We start from the raw sequence: 24,787 nt of genomic DNA on the forward strand, positions 1-24,787 counted from the left end.
CATTAAAGTAGTGATCTTATCATGGTATAATGGCTAACAGGATGTCCAACACTTCCGCCGGTTCGCTCGCGGCATTCCTGAAAGACAGACGCACCCGGCTCGACCCCTCATCGTTCGGCTTTTCCGGGCGCAGGCGCACGCCGGGACTGCGCCGGGAAGAAGTCGCGCAACGCGCCAACATCAGCCCGACCTGGTACACATGGCTGGAACAGGGACGCGGCGGCGCGCCTTCGGCCGACGTGCTGAACCGGATCGCCAAGGGCCTGCTGCTGACAGAGGCCGAGCGCGAACATCTTTTCATGCTGGGGCTCGGGCGCCCGCCCGAGGTCCGCTACATCGGCGCCGACGGCGTCAGCCCCAGGCTGCAGCGCCTTATCGACACGCTCGAGGCAAGCCCGGCCCTGATCAAGACGGCGACCTGGGATGTCGTCGCCTGGAACCGCGCCGCGCAAGTCGTGATGACCGATTACAGCACCTTGCCCGCTGGCCAGCGCAACATCCTGCGGTTTATGTTCCTGAGCCCCACCATCCGCGCCAAGCAGCACGATTGGGAGAACCTCGCCCGTTTCGTGGTCGGCGCGTTCCGGGCCGATGCGGCGCGCGCCGGCGCGGTGTCAGAGGTCGCCCAACTGGTGGAGGAGCTTTGCAGCGCCAGCCCGGAATTCGACGCGCTGTGGCGGGAAAACGACGTGCTCAGCCATGGCGACGGGACAAAGCGCCTGAAGCATCCCGAACTCGGCGACATCGAGCTGGAATATTCAGCCTTCGCGGTGGATGGGCGGCCGGATCTGAGCCTGACCGTCTACAATCCGGTGGACAGCAAGGTCGCCGACCGGATCCGCGATCTCGCCCGGCGGCACAAGGAGCGAGAGGCGGACCTGTCGCGTTGACTCTGGATCCCATTGAACGGGCGTTCGCACACCCGTTCAGCTTGCGCAAGGTCGGCATCCACCCACACAAATTCTGATTGTCAGGCAATGCATTTGCACGGTTGGCCCGCCGCCAGCCGGCAGCGGGCCAGGCGCCGCTACTGGATGATCTTGACGATCTTGCGGGTGCTTGGATCCACGATCACGGTCCGGTTGTCGACCACGGTGTAGCGATACTTGACGTTGGGGACTTCGTGGAGTTCGACGGTATCGGGCAAGGCCGTGCCGACGTTGAGTTCCACGCCGGGAAGCTTGACCGAAGCCAGCGGCTGCTTATGCACATACTCCTTGATCACTGTTTCCTGCTCGGGCTGGATGACGACGTCCTCGGCAGCGGCTGCGCCGACACCTGCGAGCAAGAGAACGGCGGCTACGGCGGCAAGATCTTTTTTCATGAGTACCTCCATCTGAAACCTGCACAGCACAACATTGTCGCCGCGCTGCCGGATCGAACTTCAGGCATGATTGAATGTTCCAGGCTTGGGCTTCGGTCCGGCCAGCACCGGACTTAGGTCCCATCGAAAAACGCAATAGTCCTGCCGGCGCCGCCGCCGGGAACGGCCGTCTTTCGCGCTCGTTGTTCGCTGCAAGTTCATCGCGGATACCTGACGGATGTCGGGCACTGCGGGTGTGTTTTTTGCGAATTGGCGCAGCTACGTCCCTTCCTGCGCCAATAGGGTTCGCTCACTGCTTCAGGCGGTGAGCGAACCCTAAACCCTCGGCGTCAGCCGATAAGTGAGGAGGTTTAATGTTCAGCGACAAGGAAACCCGCCTTATGGAGGCGGCGCTGGTGATGGCGGTTCCGTTGTCGGCCTTGATCGCCGTCCTGCTCGTCAGCCTTACTTTGAACTGGTAGCAGCCCTTGCTGCCTTTATCGCCAATCGTGGGGTCGAGTTCAGGCCATGGGACAACAGATCCGCCCATACAATCCCAACCTGACCATGCTGGCCCGATCTGACCATGCTAGCCGCCAAAGGGAGGAGAATCGCGCCTTTGTCGCCGTGGAGCAAGGCGGACGGAACCGGCGCGCTTTCCGCTTTCGAGAAAGGAGCCCGGCCTGCTTTGGCGGAGGGCTCGGCACGTTGCGAGCAGGCCGGGCTATGCTCCGGCTGCCACACTTGGCGAAGGCTCGGCCGGTGCAAAGCCAGGTTGTGCGTTTATCGCTCGACCCGCAACTCGGACTGAAGTCCTGCTAATCAGGCGCATTGGTCCCAAACGCTGAACATAGTTTGCTGGCGCTCGTTGCCGAGAGGGACGCGTGAATTGGAGAAGAGCAATGCAGCTTGGTGAGATCATCGCCAACACCTTGGCCATCCTCTTGCTGGTCTGTTTTCTCGCCAGCACATTCTTCCTTTTCGGAAAGCCATTGTGGCCGGAGCAGCATGCCCGCATGATCATCATCGTGCCGGTTGACGCGATGGCGACAGCCTCGACCAGCCGCAGTGGCCCACCCGCGCTGCCAGGCACCTTCGACACCGGCCTTGCCCATCCAAGGCCGTCCTGATGGGCATCGGCGATGGGGGAGCCGACGCTGGCCGGTGCGACGGAGCGCTGCTCGCGGCAAGCCTGCAAGCCTAGTCGAGCTTCTGGATGCGCCCTTTGTCGAGACGGAACACGCCATCGTTGCCGCCTTGTTGCTCGAAGTCGGTCTGCAGCTCATCCCAGATACCAAGATATCTGCCGCACTCGGCGCAACTGATCCGCGTCGATGGTGTCGCATCGGCCGGGATTTGCAGGCGGATGGTGCCGCAAAAAGGGCACTCCAATCGGTGATCGAGATATTCGCCAGGGCGCGTCTGTAATAGCCTGCGCACAGCTTCCTCCTGGATTTGGGTGGAAGCAGGATGATCGCTCCCAAGCGCCCACGTGTCTTCGCGTCGCGGACGGCCTTTGACAAGTTACGCCAGCCATTGGCGGGGTCAATAAACAAAGACATGACTGCCAATCACCAGCCCAATCCTGGAAGCGTGGCGGCCGCCGCATCTCCAGGCAGACGCCTGACCCCGGCAGCGAATACAGCTTCACGAACGGCCCGGAACCAAACCACCCGGCAGCGGTTTCCCAATGGAAGGGACCGCAAACCACGGAAGCAGCAATGGAACTTTTGACCTTGGAACTTGCCAGGGCGAGGCAGCGACTTAACCGGGCGGAACTCGCCCTTGAACGCGCAAACGCGATGCTGGACGAAGACTGTGGCGTCGGTATCAATCTGCGGCTTTGTGACAGGATAAGATCCGCGCAACAACGCGTCGGTGAAGCGAAGGCTCGTCTTGTGAAGCTCGATCGCGCCAGCACGGATTCAGCTCACTCCGGCTGAGCTTACGCGCCACCGAGAGAGCTTCCCGCCCGGACCCTCGTTCAGGCAATCGCAAGCTCAGCCTTGATCCAAATCCACCGGCAGTGGCCTTGCAAGTCTCATATCTTGCGCCGGGAACCGGTCGAGCGTTGGTCGCTGAGATGCGGGCGCCAGCCATGCACCCGGTCCCGCCCGGCGGCCTTGGCGCCGTAAAGCGCCTCGTCGGCGCGTCTCAGAAGATCGGCAATCTCCATCGCGGCGCCGTCCGCATCGAGGGTGCTCACCCCAATGCTGACCGTGACGATACCCTTTTCGCTGCCGGCATGCGCCATGGCAAGGTCGCGCACCTTGCTCCTGAGGGTCTCGGCGATGACGAAGGCGCCCCGGGCGTCGGTCTCCGGCAGGATGAGCGCGAACTCCTCGCCGCCGTAGCGGGCCGCCGCGTCGGCCGGACGGCGGGCAGTCGCCTGGATGCAGCGGCTCACGGCGCGCAGGCAATCATCGCCCGCCGGATGGCCGTAATGGTCGTTGAACCGCTTAAACCAGTCGACATCGATGATCACCAGGCTGAGCGGCGCCGCATTGCGCCTGGCGCGCGAGAATTCGCGCGCCAGCGCTTCATCGAAGGCGCGGCGCGTCCACAGTTCGGTCAGCCCGTCGCGGTGCGCCAGAAGGTTCAGCTTCTCGTTGACGGCCAGCAGTTCGGCCTCGACCTGCTTGGCCTCGGTGATGTCGGAAAACACGCTGAGGCTGCCGCCGTCGCCTGTCGGCCGGGTGCGTACGTCGAGCCAGCGGCCGTCGGCGAGCCGGACCTGGCGGTGGCTGACAAGCTTCTGCGAGGCCATGATGCCGTCGATCCAGCCCTCGACCGCGTCTGGCGGTGTGGTCCCCTCGCCGCGCGCCGCCGAGGCGCGCAGGATGTCGCGATAGTCGGCCCCGGGCACCCTCATCTCAGCCGTCTTAGGAAACATGGCGCGATACTGGTCGTTGCACAGCACCAGCCTGCCGTCCGGGTCGAACATCACCAGACCGTCGGCCATGTGTGTCAAGGCGTCTCCGAGCCGGACCCGACTTTCCGCCAGCTCGGTCTCGAGCTGCTTGCGCGCCGTGATGTCGCGATTGTGCGTGATCAGGCCGACGACGGCCCCGCTCCTGTCGCGAAAGGGCGCCTTCAAGGTCGCCAGCCAGCCTTCGGTTCCATCCTCGTGATGAAGGTGCTGTTCGATGGTGGACGAGACGCCCGACGCCAGCACGGCAAGCTCGTCCTCGCGGAAACCTTTCGCCGTCTCGCGCGGATAGAAGTCGAAGTCCGTCTTGCCGATCAGCGCCTTGGCGTCTGGCGCCTGCATCAGTTCGGCCGTTGCCGGATTGGCCGCGATGAACCGCCCGTCGAGGTCCTTGACGTTCAGGCAATCCGGCAGCGTCTCCACCACGGCCTTGTAGATGCGCCGCGACTGCAGCGCCTCGAGGCGCCGCCGCTCCTGGTAAAGCGTAAGCCCCGACAGCACCACCGAGACGAAGATGAGCAGGGAGGAAGGCAGCGCAACCTTCGGCAGGACTGTTTGCAGCACATCCCGCGGCAGGACGCTGAGGCCAAGCAGCGACGCCGCCGCTGCCGCCGCGCCGAGGGTCATGATGTCGACCATGGTGGGCCGGCGGCCCCTAAGGGCGAGGTTTCCGGCAACACCGACCAGCATGGCGGCCGCGATCCCCACCGCGCCGGCGAAGGCGCCGAGCCCGCCCTCGAAAGTCCGGAACGCACCGGCCATAACCCCGGCGACGACGCCGGCGACGGGACCGCCGAAGAAGCCGGCAACGGCAATCATCGTCGCCCTGAGATCGGCGAGCACGCCAGGCTGCAGCTGCATTGGTGTGAGCATCAGGATGATGGCTCCGGCGCCCATCAGCAGGCCGAAGGTCGCCGCCTTTGCGGCGGGCGCCCAGCGGTCCAGCCACACATGGGTGTGGATCCAGACCGACACGAACATCGCCACGACCGCCAGATTGGCCAGCAATTCGGACCAGGGCGAACCCATTGGGCGCCTTTCCTGTTACCGGGCTTTCGCCGTACCGCCTCCTCGATAGACCCTCAATGACAACAAAGTGTTACATCAGGGATTGCCTTTGGTCGAAGGAGCCAGGCCGTCGCGCCCCCCTCACCACCGCATCCCGTCGACAAAATCGATGAATGCCCGCAGCGGCGCTGGCGTCAGGCGGCGGCCGGGGTAGTAAAGGAACGGACCCGAGAATTCCTGCCACCAGGGCTCCAGCACGGGCTCGAGCCTGCCATCGTCGAAATAGGGGCGCAGCCAGTCCTCGAACAATGAGACGATACCGCCGCCGTCGACCGCCACGCTGACAGCGAGGTCCATCGCCGTGCCGGTGCTGACCAGCAGCGGGCCGGTCGGGTCGACGCTCACCGTCTCGCCGTTGCGTTCGAAATCCCAGGGCGGCATGGAGCCGCTGGCGAAGCGGCCGCGCAGGCAGGCATGGTCGAGCAGGTCGCGTGGATGGCCGGGCCGGCCGCGCCGATCGAGATAGGCCGGTGCGGCGGCGGTGGCGAAGCGCTGCCGCCGCGGGCCGATCGGCACCGCGATCATGTCCTGCTCCAGCCGTTCGTCATAGCGGATGCCGGCATCGCAGCCGCTCGCCAGTATGTCGACGAAACTGTCCTCGGCGGTCACTTCGACGCGGATGTCGGGATAGGCCGCGAGGAAGGGCGGCAGAAGGCGCGGCAGCACCAGTTTCGCCGCCACCACCGGCACGTTGAGCCGTAGCGTGCCGGCCGGACGGCCGCGAAACCCGTTGACCACGTCGAGCGCGGCCTCGACCTCGCCGAGCGCGGGACCGAGCCGCTCCAGCAGGCGCGCGCCGGCTTCGGTGGGGGCGACGCTGCGCGTGGTGCGGTTGAGGAGCCGCACGCCAAGCCCCGTTTCCAGCCGTCGCACCGTCTCGCTCAGGCTGGAGGCGCTGAAGCCGGTCGTCCGCGCCGCCTGCCGAAACCCGCCGGCGCGCGCCACCGCCATGAATGCCTGGAGGTCACCCAGATCCGATGCCATTGTTCACCTTTCCGCACAGCCTGTGCCGATTGCACCATATTATCGCGCGGACGGGGACTGTCTATATCCGGCCGATCCAAAGGAGATCGAAACCCATGACCGACATCAGCAAAGCCGGAACTTTCAAGCTCGGCGTCCGCACCGTGAAGCGCCTGGGCTATGGCGCCATGCAACTGGCCGGACCCGGCGTCTTCGGCCCGCCGAAGGACCGCGACGCGGCGATAGCCGTGCTGCGCGAGGCCGTTGCCAGCGGCGTCGACCATATCGACACATCGGATTTCTATGGTCCGCACGTCACCAACCAGATCATCCGCGAGGCGCTGCACCCCTATCCCGCGGACCTCACCATCGTCACCAAGATCAGTGCGCGGCGCGGCGAGGATGCCTCGTGGATCCCGGCGATGTCACCACAGGAACTGACGCAGGCCGTGCACGACAATCTGCGCAATCTCGGGCTGGACGCGATCGAGGTCGTGAACCTGCGCTCCATGCATGGCATCCACGGGCCCGCCGAAGGCTCGCTCGAGCCGCAATTCGAAACGCTCGCCGAACTGCAGCGCCAGGGGCTTGTGCGCCATATTGGCTTGAGCAACGTCACCCGCAAGCAGATCGCGCAGGGACGCGGCATGGCCGACATCGTCTGCGTGCAGAACCAATACAACATCGCGCATCGCCAGGACGACGCGCTGATCGACGAGCTTGCCGCCGACGGCATCGCCTATGTGCCGTTCTTCCCGCTCGGCGGCTTCACGCCGCTGCAGTCGAGCACGCTTGCCGACGTCGCGCAAAAACTCGGCGCCACCCCCATGCAGGTGGCGCTCGCCTGGCTGTTGCAGCGCTCGCCCAACATCCTGCTTATCCCCGGCACCTCGTCAGTCGGGCATCTCAGGGAGAACCTGGCGGCCGCAGAGCTTAAGCTGCCGGCGGATGCCGTCCAGGTCTTGAACGGCATAGCAGGCGAGACCGAGCAGGCCGCGTGACGCGTCGAAAGGCCCCGTTTGGCCGGCTTGCCGCCGGGGCCTCGATGCGGCCTCGGCGGCAGCTTGCTAAGCTGACGCTGCCCATGGCATCTGTCCAATACCACGGATCGACCCAAGCAGCATGGCTTCACGACCACCACCGCCCGGCAGGCCGCCACCCGGCAAGCCACGCAGCGCCGGCCCTCCTGGCGTCAGCCTGAACCGAGCGCTCTCAAAACTCGGCCTGTGCTCGCGCACGCAGGGCGAGGCGCTGATCGCGCAAGGCCGCGTGCGCGTCGGCGGCAAGGTGGTGCGCGATGCCGCGCTGCGCGTCGACATGAACCGCGACAGGATCGTCGTCGATGGCGTCGAGGTGGTTGCCGAGCGCAAGGTCTATCTGATGGTGAACAAGCCGCGCGGGCTGGTCACCACCCGCGACGACCCGCTCGAGCGCGACACCGTCTATGCCTGTCTCGAAGGGCTCGACCTGCCCTTCGTTTCACCGGTCGGCCGGCTGGACAAGGCCAGCGAAGGCCTGCTGCTGATGACCAACGACACACGCTTCGCCAACCGGCTGATGGACCCGGCCTCGCATCTGCCCAAGACCTATCACGTGCAGGTCGCCACGGTGCCGGATGAAACGCTGCTGGACAAACTCCGCGCGGGCGCCACCATCGACGGCGAGACCTTGGCGGCCAATTCGATCGAATTCCTGCGCAGCGGCGGTCGCACGGCCTGGCTGGAGATCGTGCTCGACGAAGGCAAGAATCGCCACATCCGCCGCCTGCTCGCCGCTCATGGCATCGAGGTCAAGCGCCTGATCCGCGTCGCCATCGGCAGCCTGCCGCTCGGCGACCTCGCCAAGGGCGTGGCGCGGCACCTCACGCCGGAGGAACTGGCGCTGCTGGCGGGCTGAGTGGGCGGCGAAGCCACTATTCGACGTTGATGCTGACGGCGGTCTGATGGGCATTGCCCATATAGGTGTGGACCGAAAACGTGACCTGGTCGCGCCCCTTGTATCCGGGGTTCGACCGGTAAAACCCCTTGATGCCGTCCACTTTGTGGGCATTGCATTTCCAGCGCTCGTTCGATTTGCTGAAACCGGTATAGAGCTTGGCATGCACGAGCCTGATCTTCCCGTGGCTTGGGCCCGCGACGATCCTGACATCGTTCGCGCCGGCGCTGGAACAGTCGGCATTCAGGCTGGCATCCCTGAAAATATAGATCTCCTGTCCGGAGAGCGCCACCTTTCCATAGCTTTCCGCCGCCGCCGGCCAGGCGGCACATCCCAGAACCGCCAATGCCGTTATCGCACCTGTCGTCCGACGCTTCATTTCAACGATCCTCCTGCTTGTGCGATTTAGGGCAATTCCAGGAAAAGTGCGTAATGGTTTTCTGTCCGGAATTGCGTAAAACAAAGCGTTCGGGCGAGCACTACTCCACCTTGATGTTGGTGACGTATTTGAACGCGTCGCCGTCATAGGTGTGAACCGAGATCGTCACCTGATCCCAGCCCTTGAAGCCAGGGCTCGACCTGTAAAGCGCCTTGATGCCATTCACCTTGTGGGAATTGCATTTTGCCCGGTCGTTCGACTTGTTGTAATGCGTAAACACCCCGTCATGGACGAGTTTTACATTTCCGTGGCTTGGACCCGAGACCACCCTCACATCGTCCCTGCCCGCGCTGGAACAATCCACGTTCAGGCTCGCTCCGCCGAAGAAATAGACATCGCGGCCCGAAAGCGCTGTCTTTTGGGAGGTGAACATGCGGTTGGAAGCAGCCGCCGGACTGACCGCAAAAGCCAGAAGCGCCAGGCCGGCCATGATGCTTGTCGCGCGGTGAGACATTTTTTTCCCCCGTTTCAGAAATTTCCCACCGGCGATTTTATGACGGCACAAATCCAGGCTCAAATCACGGAAACAGCCATACCAATCAATTCATGGTTATCAGAACAAAATCGAGTAAAGGCCCGGCGATCGCCTTTATCAACACTCTGCCGAATGAAATGGAGTATTCCTGTCGAAACAACGCCATGAAAATCGTGAAGCCATAAATTTTGCCAAGAACAGATTGCCGATTGCGCTGTTTGACACCTGCCGATGATTTCTCCCTCGCGCCGTCCAGGAGTCGGTCAGGCCCGAATAGACAATCGCACCCCCTCTCCTGACAGAAAGCTGGCAGGAGACTTGGGCTATGCATCGGCTGGGAAGCCCGGCCCGGGCTTCAGTGACCAAGGAACCTAAGCGATGAATTTCGTCTCAGTCCGCATCATCACATCGGATGTCCAGCGCCTCGTGCGCTTCTACGGTGAGGTCACCGGCATGCCGGTGACGGTCTATACCGAAGACTTCGCCGAACTGACGACGCCAGCCTGCACGCTGGCGATCGGCAGCACGCGCACCTTGATGCTGTTCGGCGGCGACATCGCCCGCCCCGCCGACAACCACACGGCAATCCTCGAATTCCGCGTCGGCGACGTCGATGCCGAATTCGCCCGGCTGTCGGACCTCATCAAGAGCACGACCGTGCAGCAGCCGACCACCATGCCCTGGGGGAACCGCTCGCTGCTGTTTCGCGACCCCGACGGCAATCTGGTGAATTTCTTCCAGCCCGTCACCGCCGAGGCGATCCGGAAGTTTGACAGATAGAGACGGTCGGGATTGGCTAGGGTTTGGGAATTGCCGAAGCCTCCCCGCGTTCGTCATCCCAGGGCGGAGCAGCCGCGAAAGCGGCGTGGCGGAGACCCTGGGATCCATGCCGCGATGCTGGCCGTGGAGTGCAGCGGAGCAGATTCCGCACCGTGGCCGCGTTCGGAGGTCGCGGCATGGATCCTCGGGTCTGCGCGGCGTCGCTACGCTCCTTGCTCCGCCCGTGGATGACGAAAAGACGGCGCTTCCGCGCCGAGCCGGTGCCCGCCCTACTTCCCGTTCCATTTGCGCACGACCGGCTCACCGAAATCATGCTCGTAGCCGAGCACGCTGATGCTGGCCGTGTCGAGCACGAACAGCGCCCCGCCTTCCGGCGGCAGGCCGAGCCAGCGGGCGGCCAGCACGCGCAGGAAGTGCGCGCTGGAAAAGATCAGTATGTCGGCATTGGACTTGCGCAGGCGCTCGATGATCCTGTCGGCGCGGGTGCCGACATCGGCCGCCAGCTCGCCTTGCGGACAGCCGTCGCGAAATACGTTCCAGCCCGGCCGCTCGGCCAGGATCTCTTTCGTCGTGCGCCCTTCATAGGCGCCGTAGTCCCACTCCTGCAGATCGTCCATCTTGACGCTTGTCGCGCCAAAGCCGGCAAGCACGCTGGTGTTGTAGGCGCGCTGCGAGGGGCTCGACCAGACGGCTGAGAACGATAAGCCTTTCAACCGCTCAGCAACACCCCGCGCGGCCGCCTCGCCGGCCGGCGTCAGCGGCATGTCGGTGCGCCCGGTATGCTGCCCCGAAAGGCTCCATGCCGTCTCGCCATGCCGGACCAGATGGATTTGGGGGAACGCACTGCTCATGGGGTACCCTTCGATGTCGGCGGCACCTTAGAGGACGATGCGGCAAAGGGGAATCCGGGGTAATGGCGAAACCTCGCCTGGCCCTGATTCCCGCCGCATTGGCACAATGATTGAGCGTGCGGCATAACTATCTCTGTTGGATAGTCATCAGGCACGACAGGCAACACCATCATGTACAAACATCTGCTCATCGCCACCGACGGTTCGGACCTGGCCGACAAGGGTGTCGCCCAGGGCCTCACACTGGCCAAGGGCATCGGCGCCGTCGTCACCTTCGTTACCGTCTCGGAACAATTCCCGATCTTCGCCTGGGGCGGCGCCATGGCCGGCTATGCCGCCGGCGACGAGCTGGTCACCTATCAGGAGGAAGCGCGCCGCTATGGCAAGGAAGTGCTCGACAAATGTAAGGCATCCGCCGATGCCGCCGGCGTGTCCGCCACGCTGGTCCATGTCGAGGACAAAAGGCCGGCCGAAGCGATCCTGGAACTGTCGCGGGCGCAAGGCTGCGACCTGATTGTCATGGCCTCGCACGGCCGCCGTGGCCTCGGCAGGCTGCTTCTGGGCAGCCAGACGGCGGAAGTGCTGTCCTACACCGAGATCCCGGTGCTGGTGGTGCGGTAGCGGCCACAACCCGATATTTTCAAGCTGGCGCCATCGGTCAGCGCGGTTTCACCGGTGCGGCTTCATTCGCCAGGGCATATTCAACCCGTGGCGGATGCCCGAAGAGCTGTTTGTAGGCGCGGCTGAAGGCGGCTTCGGACTCGTAGCCGATGCGCAAGCCGATCTCACCCACGCGTGCGTCTCGCCTGGCCAGCAGATCGCGAGCCAGGCCCAGCCGCCATTCATTCTGGTAGCGCAGCGGCGAGCGCCCGACAAGCGCGGCGAAACGCTCGCAGAAGCTGGAACGGGACATGCCGGCTTTGTCGGCCAGTTCATTGATGCTCCACCGCTGCAGCGGCCTTTCGTGAATGGCTTTCAGGGAACGGGCGATGCGTGCATCCGAAAGCCCGCCGAGCCAGCCCGTGGCGCGTCCTTCATGCACCCAACTGCGCAAGGTGCGGATGACCATGAGATCGATGATGCGGGAAATCATCAAAGCCGCCCCGGGCTGGGCGTCGCTGGTTTCGACCATCAGGAAAGGCAGCATTCCATCGACCCACCCTGCCCCCTGGGCACGCTCGATATGGATGCATCGCGGCAAGGCGAAGATCATTCCCCGCAGGCTGTCAGGATCGAACCAGAAGCGGCAGGCGACGATCGCCACCTGCGGATGCGACGCCACCAGCCGCAACGTGCCGGGACCGCGAGGCAGGAGCACGAGGTCGCCGGCCTCTATGACGACAGGGGCCTGATCCCCACTCTCCATGCGCAGCGCGCCGACGGTCACCACGACGATATGGGCTTGGCCCTCGTCGAGATCGAGTTGCTCCGCCTGTGCCAGCGTGCGTGAGAAAACCTCGTCGCCGGTAAGCCTGATCTGCGCCAGCACATGCGAGAGAAGGTCCCCGGAGACACCGGCACGCGGCCCTCCATCCGGAAGAATGGTCAAATTTTCAGGCGATTCCATCATGGATGCGGCCGGCCGGCTCCCCTACATTCCTCACGAGGATAGCGCATTTTCATGCTGATTATGCGCCGTTTTTTGCTTGGATCAAAACCATTCCCGCAGCCAAGGCTGGGAGAACGGGCTGTTCCAATCATCCAACCCGGCGGCCGTGATTCCAAATCGATCAAGCGGATCAATCACCGTCCAACAACAAGACAGGAAATTCCAATGAGCACTCAAACCATCCAGGCGCCCGGCGCCGCATCGCAGTGGCTGAAATCCTATTATTTCCTCCGGGCCGGCTTTTCGGTCGCCTGGGTGGCGGCCGCCTTCACCCTTGGCAAAAGCGCGCCGCCGGTCTCCGCGCTACTCCTGGTCGCCTACCCCTTGTGGGACGCTGTCGCCAATATTCTGGACGCGCAGCGCAGCGGCGGCCTGAAAGCCAATCCCAGCCAGGCGCTCAACGCGGTGGTCAGCACGATCACTGCCATTGCCGTCGTCATCGCACTCGGACAGGGCCCGCACGCGGTTCTGGCGGTGTTCGGTGCGTGGGCGGTTCTCGCCGGCCTGTTCCAGCTTGCGACCGGCGTGCGCCGTTGGCGGGCAGGCGCGCAATGGGCGATGGTGCTGAGCGGTGCGCAGTCAGCGCTGGCCGGTGGCTTCTTCATCAAACAGGCAATCGGCACCGCGACGCCTGGCATCACCGACATCGCGCCCTATGCCGCGTTCGGCGCCTTCTATTTCCTCGTCTCGGCCGTATGGCTGGCCGTCACGCAGGCACGCAAGCCCACGTAAAGGCCTGGGACTGGTTGCCGCGGCGGCCTTCGCTCAAACCACTTCCAGCACCTTGCCCGTGTCGTGCTGGCGCACGAAATCGACGCGGCCGCCGTCCCAGTGGTAGCTGTAGTGGCGGCCCTGAACCGGGACACCGATGGCGTCGGGCCAGAAGATGCCGATGCACTCCCCATCGGGCATGCGCACGCTGTTCCACACCAGCCCGTCGCTGCCGGCGGCCCGCAGCGCCCGCCCTTCCGCCTGCGACGCCGTGTAGTCGTCGGGATCGAGCACGCCGGGCACGGCGTTGACGTCGTCGAGGTCGCGATCGACGCTGCCGATCAGCACGCGGAAATCGGCCGTCCAGCCGGGCGCCTCGTTGGTGGCGCGCATGAATTTCTGGTGATGGTGGATGGTTTCGGCCAGCGCCACGTCCTCGCTGTCGCCGGCATAGTAGATGCCGTAGCTGCCGTCCGAAAACCGGCCGGGCCGAAGGACGGAACAATGCACGAAAGGCGCCATGACGAAACTGGCCCCGGGACCGGAAACCCGCCTTGCGGCCGGCACCTTGCCGAGATCGCCAAGCTCCAGCCGGATGCGCGGGTTGGTCTTCTCCTCGACGGCGGCGAGCGCCTCCCAGTCGCGCGGATCGGCGATGTCCTCGAAGAGATCGATCGGCGGATGGATGGAGCGGATGATGCGATAGGTCTGGGGCCAGTGGACGCGGCGCCGGACCGCGAGCCCACTCACCATGCACCACGCTCCGCGTCGAGCCATTCGCGCATCGCCGCGAGATCGGAAATGTCGCCGCGCAGCATCACGTCGAGCGCCGACTGCCCGCCAAAGGTGGCATTGGGCTTGCGTATCCAGGCATAGCCGCGCGCCGGCTCGGTGAAGAGGTAACGCAGCCCCTTGTGGATGCCCATCAGATGCGCCATGCGGGTGCGCAGGTCGCGGTCGATCCGGCCGATGCCGCCCTCCTTCCAGCGCGCCCAGGTGCGCGCCGAAATGCCGCCAAGCAGGACGCAGGCCTCGAAGTCGGTGAGGTTCCAGGCCTTGAACAGGTTGACCGTGGTGCGCGCCAAAGCGCCTGCCTCTTCATCCGAAATGGCTGAGCCGACAGTGGCCGGTGTGGCGGTGATGGCTTGAAGCTGCATGTTTAGACCTCGCTAATTGGCAGATATATAGCACGTATATGCCAATTGGCAAGGCGGGGAGCCATTGCCAGTGAAGACCGCACTGATGGCGATTAGATGGTCCGAACAATATTGCATCAACAATTACGGTCGAATTTCCCGGTAGTTGGATTTCCAACTAAGGTCGCGCGTGCCCCTAAACGGTCCTTGGCGCGGTTCCGCGACCCGTGACAAACCGCAAGATCGGTCGAGCGCGTCATGTCCGCATACGCTTTAGCTGGTGCTGCCACGGAGAACGGAATGATGAAGGCGGCGCTTCAAAACTACCATGCCCGGATGCAGAGAGTGTTGGATCATATCGACCAGCATTTGAACGGCAATCTGGACCTGGATGCTTTGAGCGGCATCGCGGCATTTTCCAAATACCATTTCCACCGGCAGTTCACGGCGACCTTCGGGCTGTCCGTGCATCGCTATGTCCAGCTTGCCCGCATGAAGCGCGCTTCATACCGGCTGGCCTTCAGGGATGCCGAAAGCGTCACTGACATAGCAATGGATGCCGGTTACGATGCACCGGACGCCTTCGCCCGCGCCTTTCGGCAACGGTTCGGGCAGTCTCCTTCATCGTTCCGGAAGTCGCCCGACTGGGCACCGTGGCTTGCGGCCTTCGGGCCTATGGACAATGCGAGGAGCAAGCTCATGCACATTACCTATGACCACGACGACGTGACGATCCGCGATGTGCCCCCGACGCCGGTGGCGATCATGGAACATCGAGGCGACCGGGCGACACTCGGCGACACCATTCAGCGGTTCATCGCCTGGCGCAAGGCCGCCGGCCTGTCGCCGGAGACGAGCCCGACCTTCAACGTCTTCCGTTCCGAGAGGATGCCCGCCAACCCAGCCGATTACAGCATGGACCTGTGTGTCGGGACTGACCTGCCGATCGACGCTGATGACGGGCAGATGATGGCTGGCGTGATCCCCGGCGGACGTTGCGCGGTGTTGCGCGTCGTCCACAATACCAACAACCTGGAGCCAGCCGCGCTCTACCTTTATCGCGACTGGCTTCCTGCCAGCGGCGAGGAAGCGCGTGACTTCCCGATCTATTGCCAACGGCACTTTTCGATGTTCCCGAATGTGCCGGTGCCTGATGTGGTCTGCGAATTGTTTCTGCCGCTGAAATAAAGCCTTCTGACGGGACCTGTCCCTTCTGACCGGGCCGGCGTTGCGCCGGCCCGAAAGTCCTGCACTACTCCGCCGCCTCGTACCCCGCGATGCCCTTGATCTCGAGGAAATCCTCGAGCCCGTATTCGGCGTATTCGCGGCCGTTGCCCGACTGCTTGTAGCCGCCGAAGGGCAGGCCGGCGTCCCATTGGGGATAGTTGATGTAGACATTGCCCGAGCGCATGCGGGCCGCGACCTCGCGCGCCTTCTGTAGGTCCTTGGCCTGGATGTAGGAGGCAAGGCCGTAGACGGTGTCGTTGGCCTGCTCGACAGCCTGCTCGACCGTGTCGTAGGGCAGGATCGCCAACACCGGCCCGAAAACCTCCTCGCGCGCGATGCGCATGTCGTGGGTGACGTCGGCGAACACGGTCGGCCTGACATAGTAGCCGCGATTGAGTTCGGCAGGGCGGCCGGGGCCGCCGGCGACCAGCCTGGCACCCTCGTCGATGCCGCTCTGGATCAGGTCCTGGATCTTGTCGAACTGGACCTGGCTGACGACTGGGCCGAGCTTGGTGTTGGCGCCGTCGGCTGGACCGACCGTGAACCTTTCCGCCGCCGTCCTGGCATATCCCGCGGCCTCGTCGTGGCGGTCGCGCGGCACGAACATGCGCGTCGGCGCGTTGCAGGACTGGCCGCTGTTGCTGAAGCAGCCGGCGACGCCCTTGCTGACGGCGGTGGCGAGGTCGACATCCGGGAACAGGATGTTGGCCGACTTGCCGCCAAGCTCCTGATGCACGCGCTTGACGGTGTCGGCGGCAGCCTTGGCCACCAATATGCCGGCTCGCGTCGAACCGGTGAACGACATCATGTCGATGTCGGGATGGCTGGACAGCGCCTGGCCGACGCCAGGGCCGTCGCCATTGACGAGGTTGAACACGCCCTTCGGCACGCCGGCCTCGTCGATGATCTCGGCGAAGATGATGGCGTCGAGCGGCGCGATTTCCGAGGGCTTCAGCACCATGGTGCAGCCGGCGGCGAGTGCCGGACCGACCTTGCAGGTGATCTGGTTCAGCGGCCAGTTCCAGGGCGTGATCAGGCCGACGACGCCGATCGGCTCCTTGACCACGAGATGGTTGCCCTTGACGTGGCGGAACTGGAAATTCTTCAGCGTCTCGGCCATTTTGGCCAGATGCGCCAGGCCGATGCCGACCTGGCTGTCGAGCGCCATCTGGCGCGGCGCGCCCATCTCGCGCGACACGGCGATCGCCAGGTCCTTGCTGCGCTTCTTGTAGACCTCGATGACGCGGTTGAGGATGTCGAGGCGCTCCTCGACCGAGGTGAAGCCATATGTGTTGAAGGCGCGCTTGGCGGCGGCCACAGCCTTGTCGACATCGGCCCTGGAGCCGAGCGAGATCCGCGCAAAGGCGTCCTCGTTCGATGGATCGATGACGTCGAGCGTGTTGGGCACGACAGGATCGACCCACGCGCCATCGATGTAGAACTGCAGATCGTGTGACATGGTCTCTCCTTGGGGTGCCGCATGGCCGGTCAGGCCGTGATATCTGGCTAGAAATAACGATGCGCGAACGGCGCTGTCAAACGCAACCCCCGAACTGGTTGAGCCAGTGCGGCAGTGGTTGAGCCAGACGGCTGGATCAGCGAAGGGCGGACTATACCAGCGTATGCCCGGCTTCGCCCAGCAGCCGTGTTGCCGCCGGCCGGTCCTTGTCCTTCACCAGCAGGTGGTCGCCATCGAAGGTCGATACCAGGAAGATGCCCAGCCCGTTTTCCGACAGCGGCCTGATGACGGACAGCACGATGCCGGTTTCGTCGAACGCGAACGGCCCCTGCAATTTGAAGGCGACCCAGTCGCGGTCATGCTTGACGGCATCGGGCACGCGATCCTGAAGGCAGGTGATCGAGAGCTCGTCGTCGGTCCTCGTGATGCTGACGAAACCTGGTCCGTCCGCCCAGCCAGGGATCCCGTCACCGGCTTGAAGTCGCGAAATCGCGTAGAGCCCGGACAGTTGCTTCAGCGCTACTCTCGCAGCCATCGTCGCGCTCCGATCGTCATGCCAACCTCTTGCTCATATAGACCGTCACCCCATTCATGAACGGCTCTTCCCGGTCGACCGTATAGCCGTGCCGCTTGTAGAGCGACACGTTGGCTTCGAAGGCGCCGTTGGTCAACAGGCGAAGCTCGTTGCGGCCCGCCTCGCGCGCCTTGATTTCCGCACGCTCCAGCAGGAGCCGGCCGATACCCCTGCCCTGCGCTTCCGGCGCGACGCAGACGTTCTCGATCCACAGGTGATCGTCGGCCAGCGTGGTCTCGATCATGCCGACGATGCGGCCGTCCTCGACGGCGAGGTCGAACGGATGCTCGGCGATGGCCTTTTCGTAGTCGGCGCGCATCGGCAGCGGCTCGCGGCCGATCACCGGCACCCATTTGGCATAGGCGGCACGCACAATGTCTTGGATGGCGGCGGCATCGGCGGGTTCGGCCGGCCGAAACCGGATGGCAGACTCGATGGTCATGACAGTGCTCCAGGCATGAAAAACCCCGCCGGCTGTTGTCGCGGGCGGGGCTGGAAACGAGCGAAGCGGATTTATCCTGCCGGCCTTTGTCGTCGCGCAATCAGCGTGCCGCTCCGCGCTGGGCGGAAGCGGCGTCGCTTGGCGACGACGGGCGCGGGAACGAACATGGCGGCAAGCTGGAGCAGCAACGGTTCCGCGTCAAGACACCGCCTCGGCCTGTCATTGGGCCAATCCGTCGGCAACGCCTTGGCCTGATACGGCTGGGACCCTCAGCGATCGATCCTCGCCGCCTGTTGCGGGGAGTATCGTTCTCCCTGGACGGCAATCGCCGAGACCGCGTTCTCGATATCGCGAAGATCGTCCGCGGTCAGGGCAACGGCGAGAGATCCGATGTTTTCCTCAAGGCGGTTTAGCTTGGTCGTGCCTGGGATGGGAACGATCCAGGGCTTGCGCGCCAGCAGCCAGGCAAGCGCGACCTGTGCCGATGTCGCGTTCTTGTCAGCCGCGATCGCGACGATGGCGTCGACCAGTGCCTGGTTTGCCTGGCGGGCTTCCTCCGTGAACCGCGGAACGCTGTTGCGGAAATCGTTGGCATCGAACGTCGTCCCGGCGTTGATGGCGCCGGTGAGGAAACCCTTGCCCAGCGGACTGAAAGGCACGAAGCCGATTCCCAGTTCCTCGAGGACCGGCAGGATCGCCTCCTCGGGTTCACGCCACCAGAGTGAATATTCGCTCTGAAGCGCGGCGACCGGCTGCACCGCATGAGCGCGGCGGATGGTGCGCACGCCCGCTTCCGAGAGGCCGAAATGCTTCACCTTGCCTTGGCTGATCAAGTCCTTCACCACGCCAGCCACCTCTTCGATCGGCACGACCGGATCGACCCGATGCTGGTAGAGAAGATCGATGTAGTCCGTCCTCAGCCGCTTGAAAGAGGCCTCGACGACGTCGCGAATATGCTGCGGCCGGCTGTCCATGCCCTGATGTCCGGCCGCACCGGCGATGTCGATGCCGAATTTGGTGGCGATCACCACCTGGTCGCGAATTGGCTGCAACGCCTCGCCGACGACCTCTTCGTTCCTGAACGGTCCGTAGACCTCCGCCGTGTCGAAGAAGGTGACACCGCGCTCGAATGCCGCCCGGATCAGACGGACTGCATCCGGCGTCTCCATCGGCTGCCCATAGGACTGGCTCATGCCCATGCAGCCCAGGCCGATGGCCGAGACTTCGAGGCCGCTGTTTCCAAGTGTGCGCTTTTGCATCGTCAGTGTCCCTTCTTCTCGGCGTCGGCCTGTTCGAAGACCTTGCGGGCGATGCCGATCGCGGTGCTTGCCGGCGGCCATCCAGCATAGAAGGCAAGATGCGTGATGGCCTCGATGAGCTCGTCATGGGTCACGCCATTCTCGAGCGCCCGCTTCATGTGGAACGGCATCTCGTTGATCCGGTATCCCGAGACCAGGCTGGCGACGGTGACGAGGCTGCGGTCGCGCGGCGAGAGGCCGGGGCGTTTCCAGACGTCGCCGAAAAGCACCTCGTCGGTATAGGTGCCGAGTGCTGGAGCGATGTCGGAAAACGGGCTTTTGGAAGGCGCTGGGGCATGGGTCATGAGGATCTCCTTCTTGTGTCGTCGGTGGGCGAGGTCTGGTCGGTCAAATCCCGTATTGTTCGTCGGTGACATGCCCCATCCAGTCGACGACCTTGCCGTCGAGCGCTTCGGCAATGGCGATATGGCTCATCGCCGTTGTCGGCGACGCCCCATGCCAATGCTTTTCGCCCGGCGCGAACCAGATGATGTCGCCGGGACGGATCTGTTGGATCGGCCCACCTTCGCATTGCACCAGACCGGCGCCCGACAGAACGATAAGCGTCTGGCCGAGCGGGTGCGTGTGCCAGGCCGTGCGCGCGCCGGGCTCGAAGGTCACGGTGGCCCCGCCGACGCGCGCGGGGCCGCTGCCCTTGAAGGATGCATCGATGCGCACCGCCCCGGTGAAATATTCTGCGGGCCCCTTCGCCGAGGGCTGTGAGCCGCTTTGTGTGATCTCCACGTTTTCCGTCCTTTCGTGATGCCGGGAGGACATTGCCGCCAGGCCAGGAGCGCCGGCTTGTTCGGCCGATTGCGTTCTATTTAGGGGCTGCGATGGTCATGAGTAGCTGCTATATCCGGCATGTACTTATGAGAGAAATTCATCAATGCCACGCGACAATCTGAATGAGTTGACCGCCTTCCTCGCCGTCGCGCGCGAGAAGAGCTTCACCAGGGCGGCGGCCAAGCTTGGCGTATCCCAATCGGCGCTCAGCCATGCCTTGCGCACGTTGGAAGAGCGGCTGGGCGTGCGGCTTTTGACCCGCACCACGCGCAGTGTCTCGCCGACCGAAGCCGGCGAACGCCTGGCCCGCACCGTCGGACCGAGGCTCGACGAGATCGAAAGTGAGCTCGCCGCCTTGAGCGCATTGCGAGAAAAGCCCGCCGGGACCATCCGCATCACCGCCGGCGAACATTCGGCCGACACGGTCCTGTGGCCAGCCATCGCCCGGCTGTTGCCGCAATATCCCGACATCCGGGTCGAGATCGTCGTCGACTACGGCCTGACCGACATCGTCGCCGGGCGTTACGACGCCGGCGTACGGCTGGGCGAACAGGTGGCGCGAGACATGATCGCGGTGCGCATCGGGCCGGACATGCGCATGGCGGTGGTCGGCTCGCCGGCCTATTTCGCAAGCCGGCCGAAGCCGCGCACGCCGCAGGACCTGACCGATCACAATTGCATCAACCTGCGCCTGCCGACCCATGGCGGGCTCTATGCCTGGGAATTCGAGAAGGCCGGACGCGAGCTGAAGGTGCGCGTCGACGGCCAGTTGATCTTCAACACGGCGGGGCTGCGCATGAATGCCGTGTTGGCCGGCGTCGGCCTCGCCTATCTCCCGGAGGATCAAGTGACGGCGCATCTCGCCGATGGCCGTTTGTTGCGGCTCATGGCCGACTGGTGCCCGCCGTTTCCCGGCTACCACCTCTACTATCCCAGCCGCCGCCAGGCGACGCCCGCCTTTACGCTGCTGGTCGATGCGCTGCGTTATCGCGGCTAGCCTACGGGTCCAGGAACCAATTCAGCCGGACAGCGTTCACGGTGGTTAAATGGAACCTTGCGCATGACGGACCTGTCGAACAGTTCGACACTCGATCTATCCCATCAAATCCTCGATAATCTTCCTGTCGCCATCTACACGACCGATAGCGAAGGCAGGATCACCTATTTCAACCGGGCCGCGGCCGATTTTGCCGGGCGCGAGCCCGAGCTCGGAAAAGACCAGTGGTGCGTAACGCACAAGCTGTTCACGACCGACGGGCAGGTGTTGCCGCACGACCAATGCCCGATGGCCATTGCGTTGCGGGAGAACCGGCCGATCAGAAACCAGTCGGCCATCTCGCAGCGTCCGGACGGCACGCGCGTGCCCTTCCTTCCCTATCCCACGCCGCTCCATGACGACCAAGGCAGGCTGGTCGGGGCCGTCAACATGCTGTTCGACCTCACCGACCGGCATCTTGCCGACGAGGCCAGGCATCATCTGTCGGCCATCGTGGAATCCTCCTTCGATGCAATCGTCAGCAAGGATTTGAACGGCGTCATCAAGAGCTGGAACTCAGGCGCCCAGCGCCTGTTCGGCTACACCGCCGACGAAGCGGTCGGCAGGTCCGTGACGATGCTGATACCCGATGACCACCTGGACGAGGAGCCGCGCATATTGGAGCGCATCCGCAAAGGCGAGCGGGTCGAGACCTACGAGACCATCCGCCGCCGCAAGGACGGCAGCCTAGTGCCCGTATCCCTGACGATCTCGCCCGTACGCAATGCCGTCGGCCGGATCATCGGCGCCTCCAAGATCGCCCGCGACATCTCGATAGCCAAGGAGAGCGAATATCGCATCCGCATGCTGATGCGCGAGGTCAACCATCGGGTCAAGAACCAGTATTCCGTCATCATCTCTATGATCCGCGAGACCAGCAAGAGGTCCTCGACACCGGCGGAGTTCGAACGCCAGGTGCGCGAGCGCATCATGGCGCTGTCGCTCTCGCACGACCTGCTGGTGTCCGGCGACTGGCGAGGCGCGACGATTTTCGAGCTGCTCCTGGCACAAGCCAAACCGTTCGGCAACGAGGAACGGATTTCCATGGCTGGCCCTTCCCTGACGCTGAACCCCAATGCCGTCCAGTATCTCGGCATCGCCTTTCATGAACTGGCGACCAACTCCGCCAAATATGGCGTGCTTTCGGCCGCCGAGGGAACGATATCGGTGCAATGGAAGGTGAGCCAGGCAGGCGCCCTGAAACGGTTCCAGCTGATCTGGAAAGAGCGCGATGGTCCTCAGGTGCAGAACATCGGCCATGGCGGTTTCGGCACCGTCGTGCTCCAGCGCGTCGCTCCAGCAGCTGTAAGTGGCACCGGCGTTCTCGAATATGACAGCCACGGCGTCACCTGGACCCTTGAAGCCCCCTTGTCGCAGCTCGAAGCCTCGGTCGACAGCGAGCACGTCGACCCACAGGCGATCGACGAGGTGATCGGCGGACCGGAATTCGAAGTCCTTCCCTGATGCCGCACTCGCATTCCGGCATCGCCGCTCTATGTCTTCCCCGAACAAGCATTTCTCGCCGTCCGGAACAGTCGTGGAAGACATGCGGTTGGCAAAGCACCGGAGCATGCTATGACCGATGAAGATCTTGCCAATAGCTATCGTGGTTACATCGACTGCCTCAACGCCCAGGACTGGCGGAGCCTAGACCGCTTCGTACACCAGGAGGTGCACTACAATGGCGACCGGGTCGGCCTGTCGGGTTACCGCGACATGCTGGAGCGGGATTTTCGCGAAATTCCCGATCTCTATTTCGACATCCAGCTGCTGATCGCCGATACGCCTTTCATAGCGAGCCGCCTTCAATTCAACTGCACGCCGAATGAAACTTTTCTCGGCCTGCCGGTCAACGGCAGGAAAGTGTCCTTCAGCGAGAACGTCTTCTACGAGTTTCTCGACGGCAGGATCAGGCACGTCTGGTCGGTGATCGACAAGGCGGCGATCGAAGCGCAGCTGTAGGCCGGCCCCTTTCTCAGCTTTCGAGGGGCCAAGACCGTTCGTAAAAATCGATCATTCTAACGAAAATAATTCGTTTGAAAGATTAGTCTTGGAATGACATTTCTCCGGCGTACTCGCACGGAGAATTGTATTGTCGTCCCTGACTCCCATCGCAAACGGTATTCCGAAAGGCCTGATTTCCGCCGATCTGGCCCAAGGTCGCAAGCGCCTCGATTCCCTGGGAAACGGCGTCATTCCCGGCATCGTGCTGGTGGCCATGATCACGGCCGTCGCCTTCTCGGCCCGCAATGTCTCCGGTTTTGCCCTGTTCAGCCCGATGATCCTGGCCGTCGTTGCTGGCATGGTCTATTCCAACGTGCTCGGCACACCGGTGCACGCCAAGGCCGGCATCGCCTTTTCGCAAAAGCGCCTGCTGCGCTTCGCCATCGTGCTGCTCGGCTTCCAGCTGACGCTTGGCCAGGTCGTCTCGATCGGCGCCGGCGGCGTCGGCATCGTCGCGCTGACCCTTGGCGCCACCTTCGTCTTCACCATCACGCTCGGCCGGCTGATCGGCGTCGACGCCAAGCTCACCCAGTTGATCGCCGCCGGCACCTCGATCTGCGGTGCCTCGGCGATCGTCGCCACCAACATCGTCACCGATGCGCGCGACGAGGACGTCACCTATGCCGTCGCCTCGATCACCTTGTTCGGCACCATCGCCATGCTCGGCTTCCCGCTGCTGGCGCCGCTGCTCGGCCTCGACCAGCACGCCTTCGGACTGTGGGCCGGGGCCTCCATCCATGAGGTGGCGCAAGTCATCGGCGCCGGTTTCCAGAACGGCACCCAATCCGGCGAGATCGCCACCGTCGCCAAGCTGACCCGCGTCGCCATGCTTGCGCCGATGATCATCGCGCTCGGCCTGATGGCGCGCCGCAAAAGTGACGACCAGTCGGCTGCACGCCCGCCCATGCCGTGGTTCGTCGCCGCCTTTGTCGCCGTCGTGGCATTGAACAGCCTGGTTACGATACCAGCCGAAGTGAAGCAGGCTGTAGTGCTGGCCACCACCATCATGCTCACCATGGGGCTGGCCGCCATGGGCCTGCAGGCGGACATTTCGCAACTGCGCTCGCGCGGCCTGCGCCCGCTGGCGCTCGCCTTCTGCGCCTTCCTGTTCATCGGCGGCTTCAGCCTGATGCTGGTGAAGGTCTCAGGGTAACTAATCCTGGAACGAACTCGCCGCGACATAGATCGCCGCCAGCGCCTCGATGCCGGCCTGGTCGGCACTGTCGAAGCGGCCGGGCAGCGGGCTGTCGAGATCGAGCACGCCGAAAACGCCCTCCTCGTCCTCAAGCAGCACGACCAGCTCGGAGCGCGAGGCGGCGTCGCAGGCGATGTGGCCGGGGAAATCATGCACGTCCTTGATCAGCATCGAGGTGCCGAGCTCGACCGCCGTTCCGCATACGCCTTGGCCGACGGCAATGCGCACGCAGGCCGGCTTGCCCTGGAAGGGCCCCAGCACAAGTTCCTCGTCCGATGCCAGGAAATAGAAGCCGGCCCAGTTGAGGTCGGGCACCATCTGGAAGATCAGCGCCGCGGTGTTGGCGGCGTTGGCGATCGAATCGTGCTCGCCCTCGAGCAGCGCCTTCAATTGCTTGGCAAGGTCGCGGTAGAACGCGGCCTTGTCTGAGATATCGATGGCCTGGGCCGCGAACATGATTTGTCTCCAAACTGGGAATCGCGGTTCCGTTTCCGCAAACCCTGCACCAAACGACCACCGGACCATCCTAGGCAATTCCAGGAAAATGCGAAACGGTTTTCCGTTCGA

The 24,787-nt window shown here is 63.8% G+C and carries 30 protein-coding genes; 13 read left to right on the forward strand and 17 right to left on the reverse strand.

The window, feature by feature from the left end:
* Nucleotides 1-41 precede the first annotated feature (41 nt).
* Complete coding sequence (locus LB571_RS19535) at nt 42-890, forward strand: helix-turn-helix transcriptional regulator (RefSeq protein WP_224583961.1); 849 nt, start codon at nt 42-44, stop codon at nt 888-890.
* A 137-nt stretch (nt 891-1,027) separates the two neighbouring features.
* On the opposite strand, the gene LB571_RS19540 is transcribed toward LB571_RS19535, so the two are convergent.
* Entirely contained in the window at nt 1,028-1,324 is a 297-nt protein-coding gene (locus LB571_RS19540; RefSeq protein WP_140716509.1) for a DUF1236 domain-containing protein, read from the reverse strand.
* Nucleotides 1,325-2,205: 881 nt separating this feature from the next.
* Here LB571_RS19540 and LB571_RS19545 point away from each other — a divergent pair.
* The gene (locus tag LB571_RS19545; RefSeq protein ID WP_140617897.1) at nt 2,206-2,433 is read left to right on the forward strand and encodes a polymerase; all 228 of its coding nucleotides are present in this window, start codon (nt 2,206-2,208) and stop codon (nt 2,431-2,433) included.
* Nucleotides 2,434-2,503: 70 nt separating this feature from the next.
* Here LB571_RS19545 and LB571_RS19550 read toward each other — a convergent pair whose 3' ends face one another.
* Nucleotides 2,504-2,743, reverse strand: a complete 240-nt coding sequence (locus tag LB571_RS19550) for a hypothetical protein (protein WP_015316799.1) — start codon at nt 2,741-2,743, stop codon at nt 2,504-2,506.
* A 281-nt stretch (nt 2,744-3,024) separates the two neighbouring features.
* Here LB571_RS19550 and LB571_RS19555 point away from each other — a divergent pair, with 281 nt between their 5' ends.
* Nucleotides 3,025-3,246 (forward strand): hypothetical protein, encoded by a 222-nt coding sequence (locus LB571_RS19555; RefSeq protein ID WP_140617896.1) that lies wholly within the window; start codon nt 3,025-3,027, stop codon nt 3,244-3,246.
* Nucleotides 3,247-3,344: 98 nt separating this feature from the next.
* Here LB571_RS19555 and LB571_RS19560 read toward each other — a convergent pair whose 3' ends face one another.
* Nucleotides 3,345-5,261: a diguanylate cyclase gene (locus tag LB571_RS19560; RefSeq protein WP_224597025.1), complete on the reverse strand. Its 1,917-nt coding sequence runs from the start codon at nt 5,259-5,261 to the stop codon at nt 3,345-3,347.
* A gap of 120 nt (nt 5,262-5,381) precedes the next feature.
* Nucleotides 5,382-6,284 carry a LysR family transcriptional regulator gene (locus LB571_RS19565; RefSeq protein WP_224597029.1) on the reverse strand — a complete coding sequence of 301 codons (903 nt, stop codon included), beginning with the start codon at nt 6,282-6,284 and terminating at the stop codon, nt 5,382-5,384.
* A gap of 95 nt (nt 6,285-6,379) precedes the next feature.
* Here LB571_RS19565 and LB571_RS19570 point away from each other — a divergent pair, with 95 nt between their 5' ends.
* Nucleotides 6,380-7,264 carry an aldo/keto reductase family oxidoreductase gene (locus tag LB571_RS19570; protein ID WP_224597032.1) on the forward strand — a complete coding sequence of 295 codons (885 nt, stop codon included), beginning with the start codon at nt 6,380-6,382 and terminating at the stop codon, nt 7,262-7,264.
* Nucleotides 7,265-7,385: 121 nt separating this feature from the next.
* Entirely contained in the window at nt 7,386-8,159 is a 774-nt protein-coding gene (locus LB571_RS19575; RefSeq protein WP_224597035.1) for a pseudouridine synthase, read from the forward strand.
* A 16-nt stretch (nt 8,160-8,175) separates the two neighbouring features.
* Here LB571_RS19575 and LB571_RS19580 read toward each other — a convergent pair whose 3' ends face one another.
* Both LB571_RS19580 and LB571_RS19585 read right to left on the reverse strand, forming a co-directional pair.
* Nucleotides 8,176-8,577 (reverse strand): hypothetical protein, encoded by a 402-nt coding sequence (locus tag LB571_RS19580; RefSeq protein WP_224597038.1) that lies wholly within the window; start codon nt 8,575-8,577, stop codon nt 8,176-8,178.
* A gap of 100 nt (nt 8,578-8,677) precedes the next feature.
* A complete protein-coding gene (locus LB571_RS19585; RefSeq protein WP_015316792.1) occupies nt 8,678-9,091 on the reverse strand; it encodes a hypothetical protein in 414 nt (137 codons plus the stop codon).
* A 399-nt stretch (nt 9,092-9,490) separates the two neighbouring features.
* On the opposite strand from LB571_RS19585, the gene LB571_RS19590 reads away from it, so the two are divergent.
* Complete coding sequence (locus tag LB571_RS19590; RefSeq protein WP_224597042.1) at nt 9,491-9,892, forward strand: VOC family protein; 402 nt, start codon at nt 9,491-9,493, stop codon at nt 9,890-9,892.
* A gap of 269 nt (nt 9,893-10,161) precedes the next feature.
* Here the strand turns inward: LB571_RS19590 and LB571_RS19595 are convergent, their stop codons facing one another.
* Nucleotides 10,162-10,743 (reverse strand): histidine phosphatase family protein, encoded by a 582-nt coding sequence (locus tag LB571_RS19595; RefSeq protein ID WP_224597047.1) that lies wholly within the window; start codon nt 10,741-10,743, stop codon nt 10,162-10,164.
* A gap of 171 nt (nt 10,744-10,914) precedes the next feature.
* On the opposite strand from LB571_RS19595, the gene LB571_RS19600 reads away from it, so the two are divergent.
* On the forward strand, nt 10,915-11,364 hold the full coding sequence (locus LB571_RS19600) for a universal stress protein (protein WP_224597050.1): 450 nt from the start codon (nt 10,915-10,917) through the stop codon (nt 11,362-11,364).
* 37 nt (nt 11,365-11,401) lie between these two features.
* Here the strand turns inward: LB571_RS19600 and LB571_RS19605 are convergent, their stop codons facing one another.
* Nucleotides 11,402-12,313: an AraC family transcriptional regulator gene (locus LB571_RS19605; protein ID WP_140663551.1), complete on the reverse strand. Its 912-nt coding sequence runs from the start codon at nt 12,311-12,313 to the stop codon at nt 11,402-11,404.
* Between the two features lie 204 nt (nt 12,314-12,517).
* On the opposite strand from LB571_RS19605, the gene LB571_RS19610 reads away from it, so the two are divergent.
* Nucleotides 12,518-13,084 carry a DUF308 domain-containing protein gene (locus LB571_RS19610; protein ID WP_224597070.1) on the forward strand — a complete coding sequence of 189 codons (567 nt, stop codon included), beginning with the start codon at nt 12,518-12,520 and terminating at the stop codon, nt 13,082-13,084.
* A 33-nt stretch (nt 13,085-13,117) separates the two neighbouring features.
* Here the strand turns inward: LB571_RS19610 and LB571_RS19615 are convergent, their stop codons facing one another.
* Nucleotides 13,118-13,816, reverse strand: a complete 699-nt coding sequence (locus LB571_RS19615; protein ID WP_140663555.1) for an RES family NAD+ phosphorylase — start codon at nt 13,814-13,816, stop codon at nt 13,118-13,120.
* Entirely contained in the window at nt 13,810-14,220 is a 411-nt protein-coding gene (locus tag LB571_RS19620) for an MbcA/ParS/Xre antitoxin family protein (protein ID WP_015316785.1), read from the reverse strand. Before LB571_RS19620 ends, LB571_RS19615 begins: the two co-directional genes overlap by 7 nt.
* A 282-nt stretch (nt 14,221-14,502) precedes the next feature.
* On the opposite strand from LB571_RS19620, the gene LB571_RS19625 reads away from it, so the two are divergent.
* Entirely contained in the window at nt 14,503-15,387 is an 885-nt protein-coding gene (locus LB571_RS19625; protein WP_224527543.1) for a GyrI-like domain-containing protein, read from the forward strand.
* A gap of 64 nt (nt 15,388-15,451) precedes the next feature.
* Here LB571_RS19625 and LB571_RS19630 read toward each other — a convergent pair whose 3' ends face one another.
* The 6 genes from LB571_RS19630 to LB571_RS19655 all read right to left on the reverse strand — a co-directional run bounded on the left by LB571_RS19630 (nt 15,452) and on the right by LB571_RS19655 (nt 19,943).
* Nucleotides 15,452-16,885, reverse strand: a complete 1,434-nt coding sequence (locus LB571_RS19630; protein WP_224597073.1) for an aldehyde dehydrogenase family protein — start codon at nt 16,883-16,885, stop codon at nt 15,452-15,454.
* Between the two features lie 151 nt (nt 16,886-17,036).
* Nucleotides 17,037-17,420, reverse strand: coding sequence for an ACT domain-containing protein (locus tag LB571_RS19635; protein ID WP_224597076.1), 384 nt, complete (start codon nt 17,418-17,420; stop codon nt 17,037-17,039).
* A gap of 16 nt (nt 17,421-17,436) precedes the next feature.
* Nucleotides 17,437-17,901, reverse strand: coding sequence for a GNAT family N-acetyltransferase (locus LB571_RS19640; protein WP_224597079.1), 465 nt, complete (start codon nt 17,899-17,901; stop codon nt 17,437-17,439).
* Between the two features lie 269 nt (nt 17,902-18,170).
* Nucleotides 18,171-19,160 (reverse strand): aldo/keto reductase, encoded by a 990-nt coding sequence (locus LB571_RS19645; protein WP_224597082.1) that lies wholly within the window; start codon nt 19,158-19,160, stop codon nt 18,171-18,173.
* A gap of 2 nt (nt 19,161-19,162) precedes the next feature.
* Nucleotides 19,163-19,504 (reverse strand): carboxymuconolactone decarboxylase family protein, encoded by a 342-nt coding sequence (locus LB571_RS19650; RefSeq protein WP_224597085.1) that lies wholly within the window; start codon nt 19,502-19,504, stop codon nt 19,163-19,165.
* A gap of 43 nt (nt 19,505-19,547) precedes the next feature.
* A complete protein-coding gene (locus tag LB571_RS19655) occupies nt 19,548-19,943 on the reverse strand; it encodes a cupin domain-containing protein (protein ID WP_224597088.1) in 396 nt (131 codons plus the stop codon).
* Nucleotides 19,944-20,088: 145 nt separating this feature from the next.
* Between LB571_RS19655 and LB571_RS19660 the strand changes: the two genes are divergently transcribed.
* The 4 genes from LB571_RS19660 (at nt 20,089) to LB571_RS19675 (ending at nt 24,178) form a co-directional block, all read left to right on the forward strand.
* On the forward strand, nt 20,089-20,982 hold the full coding sequence (locus LB571_RS19660) for a LysR family transcriptional regulator (RefSeq protein WP_140824333.1): 894 nt from the start codon (nt 20,089-20,091) through the stop codon (nt 20,980-20,982).
* A gap of 63 nt (nt 20,983-21,045) precedes the next feature.
* On the forward strand, nt 21,046-22,485 hold the full coding sequence (locus tag LB571_RS19665; RefSeq protein WP_224597090.1) for a PAS domain S-box protein: 1,440 nt from the start codon (nt 21,046-21,048) through the stop codon (nt 22,483-22,485).
* Nucleotides 22,486-22,596: 111 nt separating this feature from the next.
* Nucleotides 22,597-22,983, forward strand: a complete 387-nt coding sequence (locus LB571_RS19670) for an ester cyclase (protein WP_224597094.1) — start codon at nt 22,597-22,599, stop codon at nt 22,981-22,983.
* A gap of 130 nt (nt 22,984-23,113) precedes the next feature.
* The gene (locus LB571_RS19675) at nt 23,114-24,178 is read left to right on the forward strand and encodes a YeiH family protein (protein ID WP_224597097.1); all 1,065 of its coding nucleotides are present in this window, start codon (nt 23,114-23,116) and stop codon (nt 24,176-24,178) included.
* Here LB571_RS19675 and LB571_RS19680 read toward each other — a convergent pair whose 3' ends face one another.
* Nucleotides 24,179-24,676 carry a GAF domain-containing protein gene (locus tag LB571_RS19680; RefSeq protein ID WP_015316771.1) on the reverse strand — a complete coding sequence of 166 codons (498 nt, stop codon included), beginning with the start codon at nt 24,674-24,676 and terminating at the stop codon, nt 24,179-24,181.
* Nucleotides 24,677-24,787 lie beyond the last annotated feature (111 nt).

It is taken from the genome of Mesorhizobium sp. BR1-1-4 (assembly GCF_020165375.1).
Classification (GTDB): domain Bacteria; phylum Pseudomonadota; class Alphaproteobacteria; order Rhizobiales; family Rhizobiaceae; genus Mesorhizobium; species Mesorhizobium australicum.